This is a genomic window from Amycolatopsis sp. PSD-21 (genome assembly GCF_055561455.1).
On record NZ_CM145712.1, the window covers coordinates 108,756 to 129,296 of the forward strand.

21 protein-coding genes are annotated in these 20,541 nt (G+C 68.8%); 13 read left to right on the plus strand and 8 right to left on the minus strand.

Translation table 11 applies throughout. The annotated features are described in order from the left end of the window. Positions 1-19: 19 nt before the first annotated feature. Positions 20-1,327, plus strand: a complete 1,308-nt coding sequence (locus tag ACZ1DY_RS00550) for a helix-turn-helix domain-containing protein (RefSeq protein ID WP_167373625.1) — start codon at positions 20-22, stop codon at positions 1,325-1,327. Further along, positions 1,287-2,222 carry a phosphotransferase family protein gene (locus ACZ1DY_RS00555; RefSeq protein WP_465483297.1) on the plus strand — a complete coding sequence of 312 codons (936 nt, stop codon included), beginning with the start codon at positions 1,287-1,289 and terminating at the stop codon, positions 2,220-2,222. Before ACZ1DY_RS00550 ends, ACZ1DY_RS00555 begins: the two co-directional genes overlap by 41 nt. 212 nt (positions 2,223-2,434) lie before the next feature. Here the strand turns inward: ACZ1DY_RS00555 and ACZ1DY_RS00560 are convergent, their stop codons facing one another. Continuing rightward, positions 2,435-4,444 (minus strand): tetratricopeptide repeat protein, encoded by a 2,010-nt coding sequence (locus ACZ1DY_RS00560; protein WP_465483298.1) that lies wholly within the window; start codon positions 4,442-4,444, stop codon positions 2,435-2,437. A 278-nt stretch (positions 4,445-4,722) separates the two neighbouring features. Here ACZ1DY_RS00560 and ACZ1DY_RS00565 point away from each other — a divergent pair, with 278 nt between their 5' ends. Next, a complete protein-coding gene (locus tag ACZ1DY_RS00565) occupies positions 4,723-5,289 on the plus strand; it encodes a dihydrofolate reductase family protein (RefSeq protein ID WP_465483299.1) in 567 nt (188 codons plus the stop codon). Positions 5,290-5,394: 105 nt separating this feature from the next. On the opposite strand, the gene ACZ1DY_RS00570 is transcribed toward ACZ1DY_RS00565, so the two are convergent. The 4 genes from ACZ1DY_RS00570 to ACZ1DY_RS00585 all read right to left on the minus strand — a co-directional run bounded on the left by ACZ1DY_RS00570 (position 5,395) and on the right by ACZ1DY_RS00585 (position 8,309). Beyond that, complete coding sequence (locus ACZ1DY_RS00570) at positions 5,395-6,426, minus strand: copper resistance D family protein (RefSeq protein ID WP_192747377.1); 1,032 nt, start codon at positions 6,424-6,426, stop codon at positions 5,395-5,397. Then, positions 6,423-6,986, minus strand: a complete 564-nt coding sequence (locus tag ACZ1DY_RS00575; RefSeq protein WP_465483300.1) for a copper resistance CopC family protein — start codon at positions 6,984-6,986, stop codon at positions 6,423-6,425. The genes ACZ1DY_RS00570 and ACZ1DY_RS00575 overlap by 4 nt, the downstream gene beginning before the upstream one ends. Beyond that, on the minus strand, positions 6,987-7,748 hold the full coding sequence (locus ACZ1DY_RS00580; RefSeq protein WP_126732558.1) for a YcnI family copper-binding membrane protein: 762 nt from the start codon (positions 7,746-7,748) through the stop codon (positions 6,987-6,989). It abuts the gene before it with no gap. Between the two features lie 69 nt (positions 7,749-7,817). Continuing rightward, positions 7,818-8,309, minus strand: coding sequence for a hypothetical protein (locus ACZ1DY_RS00585; protein WP_257483603.1), 492 nt, complete (start codon positions 8,307-8,309; stop codon positions 7,818-7,820). Positions 8,310-8,600: 291 nt separating this feature from the next. Between ACZ1DY_RS00585 and ACZ1DY_RS00590 the strand changes: the two genes are divergently transcribed. The 4 genes from ACZ1DY_RS00590 to ACZ1DY_RS00605 are packed head-to-tail and all read left to right on the plus strand — an operon-like array spanning position 8,601 to position 12,159. After that, on the plus strand, positions 8,601-9,248 hold the full coding sequence (locus ACZ1DY_RS00590) for an ABC transporter permease (protein WP_007030477.1): 648 nt from the start codon (positions 8,601-8,603) through the stop codon (positions 9,246-9,248). After that, on the plus strand, positions 9,235-10,419 hold the full coding sequence (locus ACZ1DY_RS00595; protein ID WP_371878812.1) for an ABC transporter ATP-binding protein: 1,185 nt from the start codon (positions 9,235-9,237) through the stop codon (positions 10,417-10,419). Before ACZ1DY_RS00590 ends, ACZ1DY_RS00595 begins: the two co-directional genes overlap by 14 nt. After that, the gene (locus ACZ1DY_RS00600; RefSeq protein WP_257483604.1) at positions 10,416-11,195 is read left to right on the plus strand and encodes an ABC transporter permease; all 780 of its coding nucleotides are present in this window, start codon (positions 10,416-10,418) and stop codon (positions 11,193-11,195) included. Before ACZ1DY_RS00595 ends, ACZ1DY_RS00600 begins: the two co-directional genes overlap by 4 nt. Position 11,196: 1 nt before the next feature. Continuing rightward, positions 11,197-12,159, plus strand: coding sequence for a glycine betaine ABC transporter substrate-binding protein (locus ACZ1DY_RS00605; protein ID WP_257483605.1), 963 nt, complete (start codon positions 11,197-11,199; stop codon positions 12,157-12,159). Between the two features lie 52 nt (positions 12,160-12,211). Here the strand turns inward: ACZ1DY_RS00605 and ACZ1DY_RS00610 are convergent, their stop codons facing one another. Continuing rightward, positions 12,212-12,676 carry a DUF6474 family protein gene (locus tag ACZ1DY_RS00610; protein ID WP_125679227.1) on the minus strand — a complete coding sequence of 155 codons (465 nt, stop codon included), beginning with the start codon at positions 12,674-12,676 and terminating at the stop codon, positions 12,212-12,214. A 90-nt stretch (positions 12,677-12,766) separates the two neighbouring features. On the opposite strand from ACZ1DY_RS00610, the gene ACZ1DY_RS00615 reads away from it, so the two are divergent. From ACZ1DY_RS00615 to ACZ1DY_RS00625, 3 genes are all read left to right on the plus strand, one after another. Continuing rightward, complete coding sequence (locus tag ACZ1DY_RS00615; protein WP_257483606.1) at positions 12,767-14,413, plus strand: TM0106 family RecB-like putative nuclease; 1,647 nt, start codon at positions 12,767-12,769, stop codon at positions 14,411-14,413. 81 nt (positions 14,414-14,494) lie between these two features. Beyond that, positions 14,495-15,100: a PadR family transcriptional regulator gene (locus ACZ1DY_RS00620; protein ID WP_257483607.1), complete on the plus strand. Its 606-nt coding sequence runs from the start codon at positions 14,495-14,497 to the stop codon at positions 15,098-15,100. Positions 15,101-15,223: 123 nt separating this feature from the next. After that, entirely contained in the window at positions 15,224-15,898 is a 675-nt protein-coding gene (locus ACZ1DY_RS00625) for a class I SAM-dependent methyltransferase (RefSeq protein ID WP_465483301.1), read from the plus strand. A gap of 63 nt (positions 15,899-15,961) precedes the next feature. Here the strand turns inward: ACZ1DY_RS00625 and ACZ1DY_RS00630 are convergent, their stop codons facing one another. Beyond that, positions 15,962-16,720 (minus strand): SDR family NAD(P)-dependent oxidoreductase, encoded by a 759-nt coding sequence (locus ACZ1DY_RS00630; RefSeq protein WP_126732550.1) that lies wholly within the window; start codon positions 16,718-16,720, stop codon positions 15,962-15,964. Between the two features lie 158 nt (positions 16,721-16,878). On the opposite strand from ACZ1DY_RS00630, the gene ACZ1DY_RS00635 reads away from it, so the two are divergent. Continuing rightward, on the plus strand, positions 16,879-18,189 hold the full coding sequence (locus tag ACZ1DY_RS00635) for a UDP-glucose dehydrogenase family protein (protein WP_126732549.1): 1,311 nt from the start codon (positions 16,879-16,881) through the stop codon (positions 18,187-18,189). Between the two features lie 34 nt (positions 18,190-18,223). Here the strand turns inward: ACZ1DY_RS00635 and ACZ1DY_RS00640 are convergent, their stop codons facing one another. Then, positions 18,224-18,802, minus strand: coding sequence for a TetR/AcrR family transcriptional regulator (locus tag ACZ1DY_RS00640; RefSeq protein WP_126732548.1), 579 nt, complete (start codon positions 18,800-18,802; stop codon positions 18,224-18,226). A gap of 114 nt (positions 18,803-18,916) precedes the next feature. On the opposite strand from ACZ1DY_RS00640, the gene ACZ1DY_RS00645 reads away from it, so the two are divergent. Both ACZ1DY_RS00645 and ACZ1DY_RS00650 read left to right on the plus strand, forming a co-directional pair. Then, entirely contained in the window at positions 18,917-20,110 is a 1,194-nt protein-coding gene (locus ACZ1DY_RS00645; protein WP_465483302.1) for an FAD-dependent monooxygenase, read from the plus strand. A gap of 12 nt (positions 20,111-20,122) precedes the next feature. Then, entirely contained in the window at positions 20,123-20,530 is a 408-nt protein-coding gene (locus tag ACZ1DY_RS00650; protein WP_465485802.1) for a hypothetical protein, read from the plus strand. The last annotated feature ends 11 nt before the right edge of the window (positions 20,531-20,541 follow it).

The window sequence follows — 20,541 nt, forward strand, 5'->3', positions numbered from 1 at the left end:
TGCCTGGGAGCAGCCGGAGATGCGAGCCGCACTGGCCACACGGGAGATCTCGTCGGTGTACCGGCTGTTGCGCAAGCACGGTGTTTCGCAGCGCCAGATCGCCGCGATGACCGGCCAGTCGCAGTCCGAGGTGTCCGAGATCCTCAAGGGTCGCCAGGTGATGGCGTACGACGTGCTCACCCGCATCGCTGACGGCCTTGGTGTCCCCCGTGGATACATGGGTCTCGCCTATGACGAGGCGACAGCGATAAAGGTCGTCGGCGCTGCCGACGGCCAGCAGGCGGAGGAGGACGAGTCCGTGAAGCGACGGAGGTTCCTCGCGCACGCCGCCCAGGTCACGATGGGCGCGGCGGTGTTCGGTCCGGAATCGGGTACGTGGTCGGCGGGGCCCGCGAAGACGCCCGCCCCCGGGCGGATCGGCATGACCGACGTCCGCCAGGTGGAAGCCGCGACCAGAGCGCTCCGGTCCCTCGACTACCAGTACGGCGGCGGTTTCTGCCGCGACGCCGTGGTCGCCCAGCTGTCCTGGGGACAGCAGATGCTCGAGTCCAACGGCACCGAGATGGTCAAGAGCAGGCTGTACGTCGCCCTCGCCGACCTGCACAGCCTCGCGGGCTGGACCTCCTTCGACACCGGCCTCATGGATTCCGCCCGCGGTCACTTCGCGAACGCGCTGGACCTGGCCAAACAGGGCGACAGCCACCCGCTGGTCGCCAACGTCCTCTACCGGATGGGCCGGGTCTACCTGCACAACGACGCCCCCAACGACGCGCTGAAGCTGTTCCAGCTCGGCCAGATCGCCGCCCAGGAATCGGGCTCCGAGCTGGCGGTCGCCGTGCTCTGCGCCAACGAGGCCTGGGCCTACGCGATGATGGGCAACGAGGAGCAGGCCACGAAGCTGCTCGGCCGGAGCAAGGACGAGTTCGCCCGCGCCGATCTGGCCGAGGCCGAGTCCTGGGTCAAGTTCTTCACCGAGACCGACGTCTACGCCATGATCGGCACGGTCCACACCGTGCTCGCCGAGAAGAACGCCGAGCACACGAAGTACGCCATCCCGGCGCTCACCAAGGCCGTCGAGTCCTACACCGACGACATGGCCCGCAGCAAGACGTTCATGCTCAGCGCCCTGGCCACGAACCACCTGCTCGAAGGCGATCTCGACCACGGCGCGAAGGTGGGCTCGAAGGCCATCGACTGCGCCGAGGGCATCAAGTCGGAGCGGGTGAAGGACCGGATGCGGCCGTTGCAGGTCGAGGCGGAACGCCGCCGGAACAACGCCGACGCCCGTGACCTCGCCGACCGCCTCAACTCCTTCTACGCAGCCTGAGCCGATCGGCCCGGGCCGGTTCACGCCCGCCATCCTGCGCGACGCCCTCGGGCGGACGTGCGATCTGCTGGGCGTGGACCCCGAAGGCGCCCGCCTGCTGAGGTTCACCAACAACGCCGTCTACGAGCTGGCGAGCGCACCGTTCGTCGTCCGGATCGTCGGTTCCACCCGTCTGCGGCATCGCGTCGGCACGGTCGTGCGGGTCGCGCGGCACTTCGAACGGCACGACGTGCCCGCCATCCGCCTCGTTTCCGGCCTCGACCAGCCGCTGCCGGTCGGCGAACATCTCGTGACGGTCTGGTGGAAGGTGCCGGCGACCGGCCGGAAGGCGAAGGCTGCCGACCTCGCCGAGCTGCTGCGCCGGGTCCACGCGCTCGAACCGCCGGAAGGGCTCGCCGAATGGGCGCCGTTCGCCGCGGTCCGCGCCCGCGTTTCGGACGCGGAGGAGCTGGCCGACGGCGACCGGCGGTTCCTGCTCGAACGCTGCGCCGAGCTCGAAGCCGAGCTCGCGAACCTCGACTTCCCCCTGCCCCGCGGCCTCGTCCACGGGGACGCGCACACCGGGAATGTGATCCCGGGACCGGACGGGCCGGTGCTGTGCGATTTCGATTCCTCCTGTGTCGGGCCGCCGGAATGGGATCTGACGCCGCTCGCCGTCGGCCGGGAACGGTTCGGTGATCCACCCGCCCGCTATCGCGCGTTCGCACGGCGATACGGATTCGACGTGACCACCTGGTCCGGGTTCTCGGTACTGCGTGCCATCCGTGAACTGAAGCTCACGACGAGTGTCCTCCCGATTCTCCGCAGTCATCCCAGCGTGCGGGATGAACTGCGGAAACGGCTGAACGATCTTCGGAACGGGCGGACCGGGGCGCGCTGGAACCGGTATCGGTGACTCACCCGGGAAAGGTATCTGCACGTGCATTCGCCGACGGCGAATGACCGTTCGTCGCTTGTCCGAATTCGCCGATCAATCGGTGACGAATTCGCCCGGGCTAATCACTTCTCCCGGCCCAATGCTCCCCCGAATGTGCAACTTGCAACTACGCTGCGTCATTCGACTCGGCGAGTTCACCCGGTCGCCGGGTACCGATCGGTGTCGTCGGGTCAGAGCTGCTCCAGCCGCGTGCGCAGAGCGTCAGCCTCCGGGCGGCCGAGGCCGACGAGGATGGGCAACGCCCGGTCGTAGAACCGCCTGGCCTCGTCGGTGTTCCCCTCCGCTTCGGCGATCTCGCCGAAGGCGGACAGCGCCCTGGCGACCTCGAACCTTGACCCGCTGGCCTCCATGGTGGCGAGCGACGCTTCGAGCTCGGTCCGCGCCGCCGCGAGATCCCCGGCCGCGATGAGCGCGCGGCCGAGGTCGGTCCGGGCGCGGGCCACGTTGTACGGATCGGCGGCCAGTACCTCGCGGGCGCGGGTGAGGTGCTCGATCGCGGGCTCCGGCCGCCCGGCCTTGAGCTGGGTCGAGCCGAGGTTGATCAGCGCGAGCCCGACGTCGTGCGCGCGGGACTGGCGCTCGCTCAGCCGGTGATCCTCGGTGAACCACTTCACCGCGTCTTCGAGCCTGCCCTGCGCCAGCGCGACCAGGCCGAGGCCTTCCACCGACCGGATCTCGACGACCTCGTCCCCGGCCTTCCGCGCGGCTTCGCGGCCCGCCTCGTAATGCGCGACGGCCTCGTCGTACCGGCCGCTGCCGCGGCAGGCGGCGCCACTGCGGTTGTGCATCAGGGCCTCGGCGGAGGCATTGCCCCACGCCCGCGCGCACCGCACGCCGGCCTGGCTCACCTTCAGGAAGTCCGGATAGTGCTTGCGCAGCAGGAAGAGCGGCCACATCGCGGCGGCGAGCTGCCAGCCGAGTTCCGGCAGCTGCCACGTTTCGGCGGTCTCGACGGCGGCGATCAGGTTCTCGCGTTCCCGTTCGAGCCAGGCGAGTTCTTCTTCGGGGGAGTCGAACGACACCGGCGTCGGCGGCCGGTATTCGTACCGGTACGGGATCGGGTCCTGGTCGGGGACCGTCATGACGGTGGTCTTCGACGCCGTGAAGAGGTACCACTCGAGCATGCGGCGCATCGCGATGTCGCGGTCGTACTCGTTGCCCGCGGTCTTCTCCTTGGCGTGCAGCCGCGCGAGGTCGTGGAAGGTGTACCGGTCGTCGCCGCGGTCGATCAGCAGGCCGACGTCGACGAGCTGGTCCAGCAGGTCTTCGGCGACCTCCTCGCGCACGGCGATCGACGCGGCGGCCACGCCGACACCGAAGTCGGGGCCGGGATGCAGGCCGAGCGCCGCGTACAGCGCGGCCGCGTCCGAGGGGAGTTCGTCGTAGGAGAGGTTGAAGCTGGCTTCCACCGATTGCGCTTCTTTCGTCGAGAGCGTGGCCAGTCGACGATATTCCTTCCCCAGCTCGGTGGCGATCTTCTCCAGCGACATCTTCGGCCGCCCCGCGAGCTTGGCGCTGACCGTGGTGAGGGCGATCGGCAGGCCGCCGCACAGCTCGGCGATGGCCCGCGCATGGGCGGCTTCGGCACCGACCCGCTCCTCGCCGACGGCGCGTCCCAGCAGTTCGGCGCTGTGCGTGGAACCGAAGGGGGCCAGCTCGACCAGCCGCGCGCGATGTTCGGTCTGGAGCCTGCCCAGCCGGCGCCTCGACGTCACGATCACGAGGCTTTCGCCGCCGGTGGGCAGCAGCGGAAGCACCTGTTCGGTCGAACCGGCGTTGTCGAGCAGCACGAGCAACGGTCGCTCGGCGGTCGTCGTGCGGTAGAGGGCGGTGAGCTCCTCGACGTCCGCGGGCAGGCCTTCCGGCGGAACACCCAAGGCCCGGAGGAACCGGCCGAGCGCTTCGCTCGCGGAGAGCGGGCCGTTTGTGCTGAAGCCGCCGAGATCCGCCCAGAGGTGCCCGGCCGGGAACCGGTCGCCGAGGTGCCGGGCCCACGCGGTGGCCAGCGCTGTCTTCCCGATCCCGCCCTGACCGCTGATCAGGTGCACCGCCGGTCCGTCGGTGCCGTCCTGGGACAGGAGCTTTTCGAGCAGCGCGAGCTCGGCCGTGCGGTTGGTGAAATGCGCTGGGGCGGGTGGGAGCTGTCGCGGCCCCGAACTCACCTGCCTGGTGAGCTTCACCGCCGATCGCTGGCGCGGTACCTGTGGCGTGCTGACTTCACTTTCACCCGGCAACGGGCCGCCCATCTACCTTCCCCTCTTCGGGTTAACCCCAGCGAACGCGTAGAGCATCCCGGTGCGGGTCCGGACAGGACAGCGAAACCGGGCAAATGCGGCCGGATGGAGCAAGGTGTGTAACAGCTCCGGAAAAAGATCGCGCCACGATGTCGAGACGGGCCGGGCGGCTTCGTCCCTGGGGCGATCGCGGCCGAAGTGCCGCTCGAACCGGAGGGACGGACATGCGCAAGCTCATCGTTCAGCAGTGGGTCACCGTCGACAACATCGCCGCGGAGGAGGACGGCGGCCTGAGCTTCGTGTCGGGAGAGCCCTTCTCCGACAAGACCGAACCGGCGTTCAAGGCGAGCGTGATGGGGCTCGTCGATTCGGTCGACACGATGATCCTGGGCGCGAACACCTACGCCATGACCAAGGACTACTGGCCCCACGCCGAAGAACAGGGCGAATACGGCGAGAAGCTCAACAACCTCACCAAGTTCGTCGCGTCGTCCAAACTGGAGGACGCCCCTTGGGGCGGTTTCCCCGCCGCGACCGTGACGCGCGATCCGGCCGCCACCGTCCGCGAGCTCAAGGAACAGGACGGCAAGGACATCTGGCTCTGGGGGAGCTTGACCCTCATGCGGTCGCTGCTGGACGCGGGCCTCGTCGACGAGATCCGGATGATGGTCTGCCCGGTGACCCGCGGCAAGGGGACACGCGTCTTCGAGGACCGGCGGGACCTCAAGCCGATCGAGGCCACCGCGTTCGAGAACGGTGTCGTGATCCTGCGGTACGCGGTGGAGAACTAGGGGACGGGGCACGCGCTCCGGTGATCATGTCGCGAAAGCCACTTTCGGGACACCAGACGTCCCGAAAGTGGCTTTCGCAACACGCCACCTCTCAGGTCACTATGCCTAGGTCGTCGGCACGACCGGGGCTCGCGTGAGCACGACGGCGAAGCCGAACGCGAGCCCCATCACGGTCAGTTCCAGCGTCGCCCACGCGGCCAGCGCCGTGCGGTTGTGCCGGATGATCCGCGGCATCAGCTTCCAGCGCGTGTACGCGCCGAGGCCCGCGATCACGCCGGTGCACAACAACTTCAGCAGCACCAGCTGCCCGTACGGCGTGGTGAAGACGCCTTCCCAGAAGCCGAGCGACGGGTTGAGCGAGATCTCGATGAGCCCGTTGAACAGCCCGGTCGCCGCGCCGAGGATCAGGCAGAGCGTCGCCAGCTTGGAGAACCGCGGCAGCGCGTGCGCCAGCAGCGTCCGGTTCCCGACGAGCAGCACCGCCATCGCGCCGAGCCCGCCGGTCCAGGCGACGGCGCTCATCACGTGCAGTTCCATCGAGATCATCGTGTAGTCGTGGTAGTTCCAGTTCGACGCGTGCCCGGTGACCGGCAGCGGCAGCAGCGCGAACAGGCCCAGCCCGACGCGGACCTCGGCGGGTACCTTCTCGCCGTGTTTCAGCGCGAGGACGCCGAGCCCAGCGTGCAGCAGGGCCAGCACCGCGACGATCAGCAGCGCCTTCCCGGCGCCGACGTCGGCGATGTAGCTGCCGACGTCCGACATCGACAGCGTGCTCGAACCCGGGCGGTATTCGGCGGTCTGCAGGATCAGCGCGACGAGCGCGGTGGTCGCCCAGACCAGCGCCGCCGCGACGCCCGCGGGCCGCGCGATCCGCATGATCGGCTCGGAGAGCTTCGGCCGGTCGTAGCCGACCAGCACCGAAAGCAGCGCCAGCCCGATCGTGGCGACCGCCGAGATGTCCAGCAGTACCCGCACGATCGGGATCGAGACCGAGACCACCTCGCTGACCTGCGCGACCCCGGGGACCGGGGCGGTGGCCGTCAGCGCGACACCGATCAGGGCGCCGACGATTCCCGCCGTCACCACGCAGAACAGGACGGCGACGCGGGCTCGCGAGGTGGTCTCGGCCTGGGTCATGAGCCGCTCTTCTCCTTGTCACCCGCGCCGGTGCGCAGCGCGACGGTCAGCCCGACGGCGAGCAGCACGACGGCGCCCGCGATCAACACCCAGATCGGCACGCCGGACGAGCCTTCGCCGCCGGTCGCCGGGGTGGTCTCGGCCTGGCCCGCGTTGCTGCGCGCGGCGTCGGCGCTCGCCGGGGTCCCGGTGCCCGCGGCGGTGAGGGTGAACGGCACCTCACCGGTCACGGCGTGCCCGTCCGCGGACAGGATCCGATAGCCGATCTTGTACTCGCCCGCCGGGCCGAGCGGCCGGAGCGGCACGGTCACGACGCTGTCGCGGACCTCGACCTGGCCTTCGGCCCACTGGCCGCCGCCCGGTCCGATGACCGCGATCTGGTTGACGTTCGCGTTCTGGACGTACTGGTCGAACGTGAGCGTGATCTTCGCGGGCCCGGCGGCGATCGAAGCGCCCTTCGCCGGGTCCGAGGAGATCAGGACGTTGTGCGCCAGCGCCGGGGTGGCGGTGGCGAGCCACGCCACCCCGGTGATCGCCAGCGCGACGATCGCTTTACGCATCTACTTGGTTCCCTCGGTGTTGCCGGCGGTGGCGCGGCGGGCGCGCAGGGTGGCACCGGCGCCGACGCCGAGGCCGAGCGCGCCGACGACCAGTCCCGCGCCGCCGAGCCAGCGGGCGGTGTTGTCGGACGACGAGGACGCGTGGGCCTCCTCGGAAGCCGCCTTCGTGTCGGTGCCGTGGCCGCCGCCGTGCCCGTCGGCGCTCTTCTCGGCGAGCTTCACAGTCGGCGCGGGGTGCTCGGGTTCCTCACCGGAGGCCGGGGTCGGCTGGTTCCACTCGACGACCTTGCCGTTCTCGTAGGTCTGGGTGGCGGGGAACTCGATCGTGTCGACGTTGGTCGGGAACTTGCCCGCGCTGATCTGGAACTCCTGGAACTCGGTGGACCCGGCGGCGATCTTGTTGCCGGGTTCGGCGGTCCAGGAGACCTTGGTGACGGCCTCGGTGATCTGCGTACCGGATTCGGTGGTCACCGGCGCGGGCAGCTTGGACTTGACGACCTCGGCCTTCCAGCCGGGAAGCGGCTTGGCGCGCACGGAGCTGAGCGCGTACTCGGGCTTGAGGGTGATCTCGACCTTGGTGGTGCCGGCGTCCTTCTCCTCGTTGGGGACGCGGAAGAAGATCGAGCCGTAGCCGCCCTTCGACGGCTGGGGGCCGTAGACGTTGGCGGTGACGTGGGCCGAGGCGATCCCGGCCGAGAGCAGGCCGGTGATCCCGACGGTGGCGGCCAGGAAACCGGCGCGCTTGAAGACGTGTTTGGACACGAAGAACTCCTGAACGTGAATGGGTCGGCGGGTTCGGGGACCTCGCCGGTTGGGGGGATGAGCTGGGGTTCAGGAGAACAGGGGCGGGCCGCGCCTGCCGTGGACCCGGCGGAGGTCCACACCGACGAGGTGACCCGGCCCGGCCGGACGGGCGAGCACCGGGGCCGCCACCGCGGCGGGCACCGGAAGGGCGTTGAGGATGAAGGGGACCAGCGCGCGCAGGCAGGCGAGGACGCCGAGCAGCAGCCCGTCGGCCTTGGCCAGCAGCAACGCGGTGATCAGCGTGGCGACGACGTGCGCGACGGTCATCGCGAGACCGCCCGAGACCGGGGCCGGTTCGTCGTGCACGAGTTCGTGCGTGCTCAGCGAGCTGAGCACGAGGTGCATCACGACCTGGCCGGCGCCGAGGTCGACGATGGTGGCCATCGGACCGCGGGCCTTCGCGGCGAGCGCGGCGGCGTTCCAGCCGATCAGCACGGTGAGCAACAACGTCATCGCCGTATCGGGGAGATCGCCGTCCCCGATCATGTGAGCGGTCACGGCCAGCGCCGCGGAGCTCACGCCCAGCAAGCCACCACGTACAGCGCGTAACGCGCTTCGGTGATGGCTGCCTTTACTCACGGGTGAAGGGTATTCGACGCACGTCCGGGTGGTCGATGTCCTCCCGGCTGGTGAGCAGGGGGAAAGACGGCGTGTGCGTTTGCCCGATCAGGCCGGATCGGGCAGGTTGGCGGGATAAAAGGCGGTAAACAGGGGTTTGACCGCGCGGCTTTTGGGTAGTCAGGCTCCCGATACAGCTACTCCGAATGGGTGAGGAGTCTCACCCAGAGGCGGCGGGAGAACCAGCACGCGATGAATCTCTTCGAGTACATCTCGGATCGGTGGGACAGACTCGCCCTCCAAGGGCTCCTTCATGTCAGCGCGGTCGTGCAGTGCACGATCCTTGCCGCCGTCCTCGGCGTGGTGATCGGCGTCGCCGTCTACCGCAGCCCGATCGGATCGGCCGTGGCCACGGCGCTGGCGAGCACGATCCTCACCGTCCCCTCCTTCGCCCTCCTGGGGCTTCTCATCCCCGTGTTCGGCCTCGGCGCGAACACCACCGTCATCGCGCTCGTGCTCTACGCGCTGCTGCCGATCGTGCGGAACACGATCGTCGGGCTGAGCGGCGTTGATCCGGCGGTCAGCGACGCGGCGCGCGGGATCGGCATGAGCCGGTTCGGCGTGCTGACCAGGGTGGAGCTGCGGCTGGCCTGGCCCGCGATCCTCGCCGGGATGCGGGTCGCGACGCAGATGCTCATGGGCATCGCGGTCATCGCGGCCTACGCGAAGGGCCCGGGCCTCGGCTCGGAGGTCTTCTCCGGCCTCACCAACGCGGGGAGCACGAACTCCCTCAACCAGGCATTGACCGGGACGCTCGGCGTGGTCGTCCTCGCACTGGTCCTCGACGCCGTTTACGTCCTGATCAACCGTTTGACCGTCTCTAGGGGTGTCCGTGGCTGAGTCTCCTGAAACCGTATCCGGCGTCGAAATCGAGCTGGAGAACGTCACGAAGCGCTACCCCGGCACCCGTGAGCCCGCGGTCGACGACTTCTCGATGGTGGTGCCCGCCGGCAAGATCGTGGTCTTCGTCGGCCCGTCCGGCTGCGGCAAGACCACGACCATGCGCATGATCAACCGGCTGATCGAGCCGACGTCGGGCCGCATCACCATCGGCGGCGACGACGCGCTGAAGCTCGACGTCGACACCCTGCGCCGCCGCATCGGCTACGCGATCCAGCAGGCCGGGCTGTTCCCGCATTTCACCGTCGCGCAGAACATCGCGGTGGTGCCGGGGCTGCTCGGCTGGGACAAGAAGAAGGTCAACGACCGGGTCGAGGAGATGATGGACCTGGTCGGGCTGGACCCGGCCGATTTCCGTGACCGGTTCCCGCGTCAGCTGTCCGGTGGGCAGCAGCAGCGGGTCGGTGTCGCGCGGGCGCTCGCGGCGGACCCGCCGGTGCTCCTGATGGACGAGCCGTTCGGCGCGGTCGACCCGATCACCCGCGGCAACCTGCAGGACGAGCTGCTGCGGCTGCAGACCGAGCTGAAGAAGACGATCGTCTTCGTCACCCACGACTTCGACGAGGCGGTGAAGCTCGGCGACAAGATCGCGGTGCTCGGCAACCAGTCGAAGATCCTCCAGTACGACACTCCGGACGCCATTCTCGCGAACCCGGCCGACGACACCGTCGCCGGTTTCGTCGGCGCCGGTGCGTCGCTGAAGCAGCTGACGCTGCTGCGGGTCCGCGACGTCGAGCTGAAGCAGGACGCGCTGACGGCGACGGTGAGCGAATCGCCGTCCTCGGTGCGCGAGAAGCTGACCCAGCAGCGCAAGCACTTCGTGCTGGTGCTCGACCAGCGCCGCCGTCCTATGCGGTGGGTGCACGTCCGCGAGCTGACCAAGGCGACGTCGCTGTCGACCGCGGGCAAACCGCTGCGCGACTACGTCAGTCTCCAGTCGACCCTGCAGGACGCGCTCGAAGCCATGCTCGCCGAGGGCGGCAGCGTCCCGGTGACCGGCGCGCGCGGCGAGTACGCCGGGACGATCGAGCTCGACACGGTCATCTCCACGATCCAGCAGCTGCGCGAGGAGCACTCCGACGACAGCCCGGCGGAAGGTGTGACCGCATGACGGCCGCCGTCGATACCGGTTTCTCCACCGAATCCTCGTCGAGAGGCGCCGAACGGGTCCGGCTGTTCGCCCAGCCCGCCGCGGTGCTGCTGATCGTCGCCGGGGTGCTGATCTGGGTCTTCGCCAGTGATCTCACCGCGACGGAGAAGGAAACCCTCAACGCCGCCGGGCTGCTGGCCGCGCTGCGCGACCATCTGGCGATGACCGTCGTGGTCACCGCGATCGTGGTCGCCGTGGCGGTACCGCTCGGCGTGCTCGTCACGCGGCCGTGGGCGAAATGGGCGGCGCCGGTCTTCCTGGCGGTCGCGAACATCGGCCAGGCCGCGCCCGCGCTCGGGGTGCTGGTGCTGTGGTTCATCGTCACCGGCGCCACCGGCGGGCTGTGGGTCGCGGCGCTGCCGCTGGCGTTCTACTCGCTGCTTCCGGTGCTGCGGAACACGATGGTCGGCCTGCAGCAGGTCGAGCCCTCGCTGATCGACGCCGGCCGCGGGATCGGCATGTCGGCGTCCGGCGTGCTGTGGCGGGTGGAGTTCCCGCTGGCCATCCCGCTGATCCTGGCCGGGCTGCGGACGTCGCTGGTGTTGGCCGTCGGTACGGCGACCTTCGGCATGTTCGTGAACGCCGGCGGTTTCGGCCTGCTCATCGACACCGGCTACAAGCTCAACCTGACGAAGGTGCTGATCACCGGCTCGGTGCTCGCCGTCGCGCTGGCGCTGCTGGTGGACTGGCTCGGCGCCGTGGCGGAACAGTTCTTCGGACCGAAGGGACTGCGCTGACATGCGACGTCTGAAAGCACTGTTCGGCGCGGTCCTGTTGTGCGGCACGCTTTCCGCGTGCGGGCTCGAGGTCAACACCGCGCTGCCGTACAAGATCGAACCCGGTTCGATCCAGCCCATCGAGTCGCTCAAGGGCGTCAAGGTGACGGTGGGGTCGAAGGACTTCACCGAGAACATCATCCTGGGCTACATGGCCGAGATGGCGCTTTCCGCGGCGGGCGCGGACGTCGTCGACCTGACCGACATCAAGGGCTCGAACTCGTCGCGGCAGGCGCTGCTCGCCGGCCAGACCGACGTCACGTGGGAATACACCGGCACCGGCTGGATCAACTACCAGGGCAACGAACTCCCCGTCCCCGGCGGGGAACAGGCCCAGTACGAAGCCACGAAGGCGGCGGACGAGGCGAAGTTCGGCGTCACCTGGCTGAACTACTCGCCGCTCAACGACCAGTACGCCTTCGCGGTCACCGAGGCCTACGGCGCGGCGAACAACCTGAAGACGACGTCGGACCTGGCGGCGTTCCTCAAGCAGAAGCCCGACCAGAACGTGTTCTGCCTGGAGACCGAATTCACCAGCCGCCAGGACGGTTTCCCCGCCGCCGTGCGCGCGTACGGGTTCCAGAACCCGGTGATCAAGAACTTCGGCATCGGCACGATCTACTCGGCCGTGGCGAGCGGGACCTGCCCGATCGGCGAGATCTTCACGACCGACGGCCGGATCGCCGGGCTCAACCTTCGCGTCCTCGAAGACGACAAGAAGGCGTTCCCGCAGTACAACGCCGTGCCGACGCTGCGGACGGAATTCCTGAAGCAGCACCCGGAACTGCGGGGACCGCTCGAAGCCGTCGCCGCGGCCATCGACAACGAGCAGATGATCGAGCTGTGCAAGCAGGTCGACGTCGACGGTCGTGACCAGGGCGAAGTCGCCTACGAGTGGATGAAGAAAAAGGGTTTCATCAAGTAGGCCTCGTGAGTGGCTAGGACGGTTCCAACCGTCCTAGCCACTCACGAGCAGGTCAGATCCCCAGCCGGTGCAGCAGCTTCCCCTCCAGCTGGTCCAGCTCGCCGGCGACGGCCCGGTGCGCCGCCTTCCGGCGCGCGGCCGGCATCCGCTCCGAAGCGCGGACGGTCGCCGAAAGCTGCTCCAGCGTCCCCTGCGTGTCCTTCGCGAAGGCCGCGTCGGCGTCGGTCGCCTTCGCAGACCTCTTCAGCTCCGCGAGCCCCTGCGTCAGCCCCGCGATCCGCGCGTGCAGCGCGGCACCGCGTCCGCTGTACTCGCCGAGCTGGTCGACGGCGACGCCGAGCTTCTTCGCTTGATAACGGTCGTACAGCTCTCGCGCGGCACCCGCCGCTCGAACGGCGTACGGCGCGATCACCGGCAGTACGGCCGGTCCGAGCACTTTGGCCACCGCGACGGCGTTCTTCGCCTTCTTCGGGGTAAACCTGCCTTCGCCCTCGACGGCTTTGGCCTTGCGCGCCATGGCACCTCCCACGCTGTGTCACAGACGAACTTACTGGTCCCCGATGTGGCGGGCATGTCGGCTTGCCGGACGCCTTCTAGAGTGTTGTCTGTGAGTAACGAGGTGCTACTGGACGCGGGAGCGGTGAGCCGCTGCCGGCGTCGCGTGCACCTGGAACACGATCCGGCGATGAGCGAGGTACCGCTCGCCCCGCCCGACCCCGCCGCGCAGCAGCGGATCGCCGACGCTTCAGCGCATCGCGAGGCGATCGTGCAACGCCTCATGGACGCGACCGGGCCCGACGCCACCTGGGTCAAGATCCCGCGAGACCTCCCTGCCGCCGAGCGCGTGCAGCTCACCGAAGAGGCCTTCGCCGCCGAAGCGCGCTATATCTGGGGCGCGCTGCTCCCGGTGGATCGCGCCGGTCACCGGCGTGGCGGCTCCGAGCTCCTGGTCCACACCGGCGACGGATACGTGCCGGTGCTGGTCGTGCGGCACCGCATCACCGACCGTGGCGCAGGCGCGCCGACCACGGTGATGACCGATCTCGACCCGGCGAACCGCATGCCCGATCCGGCGCGAAAGGTCCGCTCGCAGCCGCGGGACCAGATGCGGCTCGCGCACCTCTACCGGATGCTCGAAGCGCTCGGGAAGCACGAAGGTCACCGTGCCGTCGGTGGCGTGATCGGGCTCGACGCGGACGTCGTCGTCTGGCACGACCTGTCCGCGGCCACCTGGCCTGGCGGCCGAAGCGCGCTGACGGAGTATCAGAGCCGCTTCGCCGACAGGCTCGCCATCGCGACCGCCGCCGCCGAAGGCGAGGAGCCGCTCGCCGAGCCGTCCCGCGTCCTCGAATGCCGTCGTTGCCCGTGGTGGCCGACGTGCGAGGTCGTGCTCACCGAAACGCGCGACGTCAGCCTGGTCGTCCGCGGCGAGGACGCGATGGAGCTGCGCCGCGCCGGGGTGTCCACAGTGGACAAGCTGGCCGCGCTCGATCCGGCCGACGAACCGCCGCCGATGAACTGGACCGGCGGCACGTTCGCCGACGCGATCATCCTCGCGCGCGCCTGGCTCGCCGACCTCACGATGGTGCGCAAGGTCGACCGCGTCGAGGTCCCGCGCGGTGACGTCGAGATCGACGTCGACATGGAGAGCTTCGGCGATTCCGGCGCGTACCTGTGGGGTTCGCTGCTGACGGGCGCGGACATCGGGATGGAGCAGGGTTATCGCGCGTTCGCGACGTGGGAGCCGCTGCCGACCGCGGACGAGGCCCGGTCGTTCGCCGAGTTCTGGGCCTGGTTCACCGAAGTCCGCGAGCGCACGCTCGCCGCGGGCCTGACCTTCCGCGCCTACTGCTACAACGCGCTCGCCGAGAATCGCTGGCTCTTCGGCTCAGCCGACCGGTTCGGCGAGTATCCCGGGGTCCCGAAGAAGGCCGAGATCGCGTCCTTTGTGGACTCCGAGGAGTGGATCGACCTCTTCCGCAGCGTCACCGACCAGTTCCTCTGCTCGCAGGGCAAGGGGCTGAAGGTGATCGCGCCGGTCGCCGGATTCGCCTGGCGTGACCCGGAAGCGGGCGGCGAGGCGTCGATGAGGTGGTACCGCGACGCCGTCGGCATGGACGGCGGAATCCCGGACGCCGCCCAGCGGGAGCGCCTGCTGCGGTACAACGAGGACGACGTCCTCGCGACGTACGCGCTGCGGAACTGGATGACCGATCACGCGCAGACGTCCGTGCCGTACATGAACGACCTCTGATCACCCGTTAGCCGGGCACCTTGCGATCACCCGCGTCCTTGCGGATACTCGTAGACGAGTACTCGTATACGAGGAGGCGGCGTGAAGCGGCGCAAGGTCGGGAATCTGCTGGCGCTGGCGATCCTGTCCACGCTGAACGAGCGGCCGATGCATCCGTACGAAATGGCCTCGATCCTGAAGAGCCGCGGCAAGGACCGCGACATGGGGATCAAATGGGGCTCGTTCTACACGGTCGTCGCCAACCTGCGGAAACACGGTTTCATCGAGGCTGTCGAGAGCGGTCGCGACGGTGCCCGCCCCGAGCGGACGGTGTACCGGATCACCGACGCCGGCCGTGACGAAATGCTCGACTGGCTGCGTGAGCTGCTGGCCGAACTGGCGCCCGAGGAGCCGAAGTTCGTCGCCGGGCTGTCAGTGCTGGGCTGGCTCGGGCCGGACGAGGTGATCGCCCTGTTCCGCACGCGCCTGGCGGCGCTGGACGAAGACATCGCCTCGACCCGGGCCGAACTGGCGCGGCTCCTGGAGGAGATCCCGCGGCTGGTGCTGCTCGAACTCGAATACCACCTGGCGATCCGAGTGGCGGAGGCCGAATGGGTCCGCTCGATCCTCGGAGAACTGACTTCCGGCTCGATGCCCGGCCTCGCCGAATGGCGGGCCCTGTTGGCCGAAAGGGGGAACACCGGCTAGCCGAAAGAGCCCCGGCGAGGTGTTGCAGCACCCCGCCGGGGCGGACGATCCCGCAACCGGAACCCGGCCACGAGACGGCATCTTGAGGATAACCGGGCTCCGGGAAACCGACCTGGAGTGACCATGACGAACATCAAGGACAGGAAGCGGTTCAAGCTCATCCCGGAGATGGGCGGCGCGCTGGCGCGGAACTACGCCCGGCAACGCGGCACCGAACCGCAGATCGAACTCTGGCGGACGCAGGCCCGCGAACTCACGGCAGGCCTGCCGGAAGGCGCGAAGATCCTCGAGGTCGCCTTCGGCCCCGGCTACTTCGCCGTCGAGCTGGCGCGGCTCGGCTTCTCCGTCACCGGACTGGACGTCGCGCCGACGTTCGTGGAGATCGCGGGCGAGTACGCGCGGGCTCAAGGCGTCGAGGTCTCGTTCCGCGAGGGTGATGTCGCGGCGATGCCGTTCGACGACGAGACGTTCGACTTCGTCGTCTGCCAGGCCGCGTTCAAGAACTTCGTGTGGCCCGTGAGGTCACTCGACGAGATGTACCGCGTGCTGCGCCCTGGCGGTACGGCTGTGGTGCAGGACATGAACCGGGACGCGACCGACGGCGACATCGTGCGTGAGGTCGAGGGCATGAAGCTCGGCAAGCTGGCCGCTTTGGCGACCCGGCAGACGCTCGGCCAGCTGCGGCGGCGTGCCTACACGCCGATCGATTTCAGCGGGCTGGTCGCCGAAACCGCGTTCCGGACGTGCGAGGTCAGCACGGCCGGGATCGGCCTGGACGTCCGCCTCACCCGTCCCTGAAATGTCAGGAAAGGGTCGTTCCTGACATTTTTCGTCAGGACCGACCCTTTCATGACATCCGGCTCAGCGAGGGGCCATACGCAGCGAGCCGTCCATCCGGATGACCTCGCCGTTCAGGTAGTCGTGGTCGATCAGCGACAGCGCGAGCTGCGCGTACTCGTCCGGCCGCGCGAGCCGCTTCGGGAACGGCACGCCTTCGGCCAGCGAAGCGCGGAATTCCTCGCTCACCGTCGCCAGCATCGGGGTGTCGACGATGCCCGGCGCGATGGTCAGCACGCGGATGCCGTGCGACGCGAGGTCGCGCGCGGCGGGCAGGGTCATCCCGACGATGCCGCCCTTGGACGACGAGTACGCGACCTGCCCGATCTGGCCGTCGAAGGCGGCGACCGACGCGGTGTTGATGATGACGCCGCGCGCGTTGTCGGCCAGCGGCTCGGTCTTGGCGATGGCCTCGGCGGCCAGCGTCAGCACGTTGAAGGAACCGATCAGGTTGATCTGGACGACCTTCGCGTACAGGGCGAGGTCGTGCGGGCCCTTCTTCGAAAGGATCCGCGCGGACGGCCCGATCCCGGCGCAGTTCACCACGGTCCGCAGCGGCACGCCGGATTCGGCGGCGGTCGCGACCGCGGCCCGCACCTGCTCCGGGTCGGTGACATCGGCCTCGACGTAGGTGACGTTCTCGATCTGCTCGGCGTTCGCGATGGCACCGGCGAGGTCCAGCGCGAAGACCCGCGCGCCCTTCGCGGCGAGCGCCTTCGCGGTCGCGCCGCCGAGCCCGGACGCGCCACCCGTGACCAGCGCCGCGGTATCGGTGATCTGCATGTTCTCCCTTTCGTCGACAACCGTTCATAGGTTAACGCTCGTTCGCATCGGGCCCGGGTGGGATGGCTCACTCGGGTGCGCAGCATGTCGTGAGGAGTATTCGGACCTGAAGCATTCCGTTCGTTTGGAGGTCAACTCCGGCTGTCACCTTCAGCAGCATGAGCGCTGCTCGGATCGTGGTGGTGGGGACCGGTTACGTCGGATTGACCACGGGAGCCTGCTTGGCCGGCCTGGGGCATCGAGTCACTTGCGTCGATGTCGACCAGGCGAAGGTCGCAAGGCTCTCCGCCGGACGGGTGGACATCCTGGAGCCGGGATTGTCCGAGCTGGTGTCGAGGGGGCTGACCAGCGGAAGACTCGAATTCGTGGTCGGCGCGCGCGACGCCGTCCGGGACGCGGAGGCCGTTTTCCTTTGTGTGCCAACGCCGATGGGCGCGGGCGGCTCGGCGGACCTGCGGGCGGTCGAGGCCGTGACCGCCGAGATCGGCGACGTCATCCCGCCGGGGTGCGCGCTGGTCACCAAATCGACCGTCCCGGTGGGGACGTCGAAGCGTATCCAGGCGATGCTCGGCCGCACGGACGTGCCGGTGGTGTCGAACCCCGAGTTCCTGCGTGAGGGCACCGCGGTGGAGGACTTCCTCGGCCCCGACCGGATCGTCGTCGGCTCGGACGACGTCGCGGCCGCCCGCTGGGTCGGCGATCTCTACGCCGACCTCGCCGCGCCGGTCGTCGTCGCCGACGCGGCCAGCGCGGAACTGGTGAAGTACGCGGCGAACTGCTTCCTCGCGATGAAACTGTCCTATGTGAACTCGATCGCCGAACTGTGCGAACGCCTCGGCGCGGACATCGACCTGGTCACCGAGGGGATGGGCTACGACCGGCGCATCGGCCGCTCGTTCCTCAAACCCGGCCCCGGCTGGGGCGGCTCGTGCCTGCCGAAGGACACCAGCGCGCTGGTCCGCGTCGCCGAGTCGGTGCAGTACGACTTCACGCTGCTCACCTCGGCGATCGAGGAGAACATCGCGCAGCGGGACCGGATCGTCGCGAAGATCGCCGGCGCGGTCGGCGGCACGCTGGCCGGTTCGCGGATCGGCATCCTCGGTCTGGCGTTCAAGGCCGGGACGAACGACCTGCGCGACTCGCCCGCCCTCGCGGTCGCTTCCGTGCTGGGCGCGCTCGGCGCGGAACTGACCGCCTACGACCCCGCCGTCGGCGGCCACATCGACGGAATGACCGTGGTCGACGACCCGTACCAGGTCGCGAAGGCGGCCGACGCCGTCGTCGTGCTGACGGAATGGGACGAGTTCAAACGGCTCGACTGGACGTACATGGCCGAGCAGATGGACGGCGACTCGGTCGTCGACACACGCAATCTCCTGGAGCCGCAACGGATCCTGGACGCCGGCCTGTCGTGGCAGGGCGTCGGGCGGCCGCGGGCGGCGCTGCGGCGGAAGGTCGCCGTCTCCTGACCCACCCGCCTCCCTGGTGTCCTGAACGCCTCTTTCAGGACACCAGGGAGACGAGTTTCATCAGCCCTTCCACGACCTCTTCGGCCGTCGGGCCGTTCTCCGGGTCGAGCATGTGCTGCAGCATCACGCCCGAGTTCAGGGCCGTGGCCACCGCGCCGATCCGCCGCTCGTCCGCCTCGGTGAGGGTCTCCTCGTCGATCCCCAGGATGCCCGCCGCCATTCCCCGGCGACCCTCTCGCTGTGCGGCGGCGAGCTGTTTCCGCAGCTCAGGGTGATGTTCGGACTGCACGAACGCCTCGATCGAGGCGATCCACAACTGCCGGTTGCGCCCGTAGGAGTCGATCATCGCGCGCCAGGACGCCGCGTACTGCTCCGAGGGCGACGCGTCTGGGTCGACGGCGCTCATCATCTCGGCCTGAATTTCCCGGCCCCAGTCGTCCATCGCCTGCGAGAACGCCGTCAGCAGGAGGGCTTCGCGCGAGCCGAAGTGGTAGCCGATCGCCGCGTGGCTGACCCCGGCCGCCGTCGCGATATCCCGCACCGTCGTGCGTGACCAGCCTTTTTCCTTCAAGCACTGGATGGCGCCCGCCATCAGGTCCTCGCGATTACCCATGTCCCGGGATCCTAGGCCACGCGGTTTATCCACTTGGTTTAACCAAATGGATTGACCAAGCGTGCAAATCTGCCGTACGGTCGCTTCCATCACCACGAACCCCAGGGAGCAGCCATGACGACCACCGTTCTGATCTCCGGCGCCGGCATCGCGGGCCCGGCCCTCGCGTTCTGGCTGCGGAAGCGCGGTTTCGCGCCGACCGTCGTCGAACGGGCACTGGCCTTGCGCGAAGGCGGCAGTGCTGTCGACTTCCGCGGCGAGCAGATGGCCCTGCTGGAGAGCATGGGAATCCTCGAGGACATCCGCGCGAAGGAGACCGCGATGGGCGCGCAGGTCATCGTCGACGTCCGGGGCAAGAAGGTCGCCCAGATGCCGTCGGTGTTCTTCAGTGGCGAAGTCGAGATCGAGCGCGGCGATCTGACCCGCATCCTCTACGACCACACGAAGGACGACGTCGAGTACGTCTTCGGCGACTGGATCACCGGGCTGGACGAGGTCGCGGACGGCGTCGACGTCGGCTTCGCCCACGGCGAGTCACGCAGATTCGACCTGGTCGTCGGCGCGGACGGGCTGCACTCGGGCGTGCGGCGGCTGATGTTCGGCGACGAAGAGCGGTTCCGCACCGACCTCGGCTTCCACGCCGCGGGCTTCACCGTGCCGAACCACCTCGGGCTGGATCATCTCGGCCAGATCTGCAGCGTCCCCGGCCGCACGGTCATGGTCGCCAGCGGTCGCGACAGTTCGGCTCTCAACGTCAGTCTCGTCTTCGCGTCGGAGTCGCTGGAGGTGCGTCGCCGCGATGGCGACGCGCAGAAGAAGATCCTTGTCGAGCGCTACGCCGACTTCGGCTGGGAAGCACCGAAGCTGCTGGAAGGCCTCCGCGACGTCGACGCGCTGTACTTCGATTCGCTCAGCCAGATCCACCTCGACAAGTGGTCGCGCGGCCGGGTCGTGCTGCTCGGTGACGCGGCCTGGTGCGCGGGCCCGGGCGGTTCGGGCACCGGGCTCGCGATGATGGGCGCGTACGTCCTGGCGGGCGAACTCGCCGCCGCGCGGGGTGACCACGAAGTCGCTTTCGCGCGTTACGAAGAGAAGCTGCGCGGTCCGGTGAAGATTTCGCAGAAGCAGGCGGCCGGGATCGGCACGTTCCTCGCACCGAAGACCCGGTTCATGGTCGGCTACCGGAACTTCCTGTACCGGGTGCTGGGCTCGCGGCCGATGACGAAGGTGTTCACGTGGATCACGTCGCGGGCGGCGAACGCGGCGACGCTGGAAAACTATGACGCGCCGGTGGCCGCGCGGGGATAGTTTCGGTGGGTGATGGACAAGAAGGGCTTTCGCCGCGGCTGCTACGAGGCTGCCCGGCGGACGGCCGGTGAGGTGAAGGAGTTCCGGTACTCCTGCTACGCGCCCAACTTCGACCAGTGTCACATCACTTATCCGCACCGCACCGTCGCCGTGCTGTGGACGCGGGACTGGGGCAGGAACGCGACCTGGCACGGGCTCGGCATCGCCGCGACGCCGGTGGAATTCGGTTCGCTCACCTTCATCGACGAGCCGGGGTTGCTGGCCGTCCTGAAAGAGCTGCTCCCCGTCTGCCGGATCTTCACTCGCGCCGAGCTCGAGGGGCCGCTTGACCAGGCCGCGTGGCCCTGGGTCGATGAAGACGACGTCAGGTACTGGCGGCCCGACAACCTCGGCGAAGCCCTCTTCAACTACTGGGACTGAAAAAGTAGTTA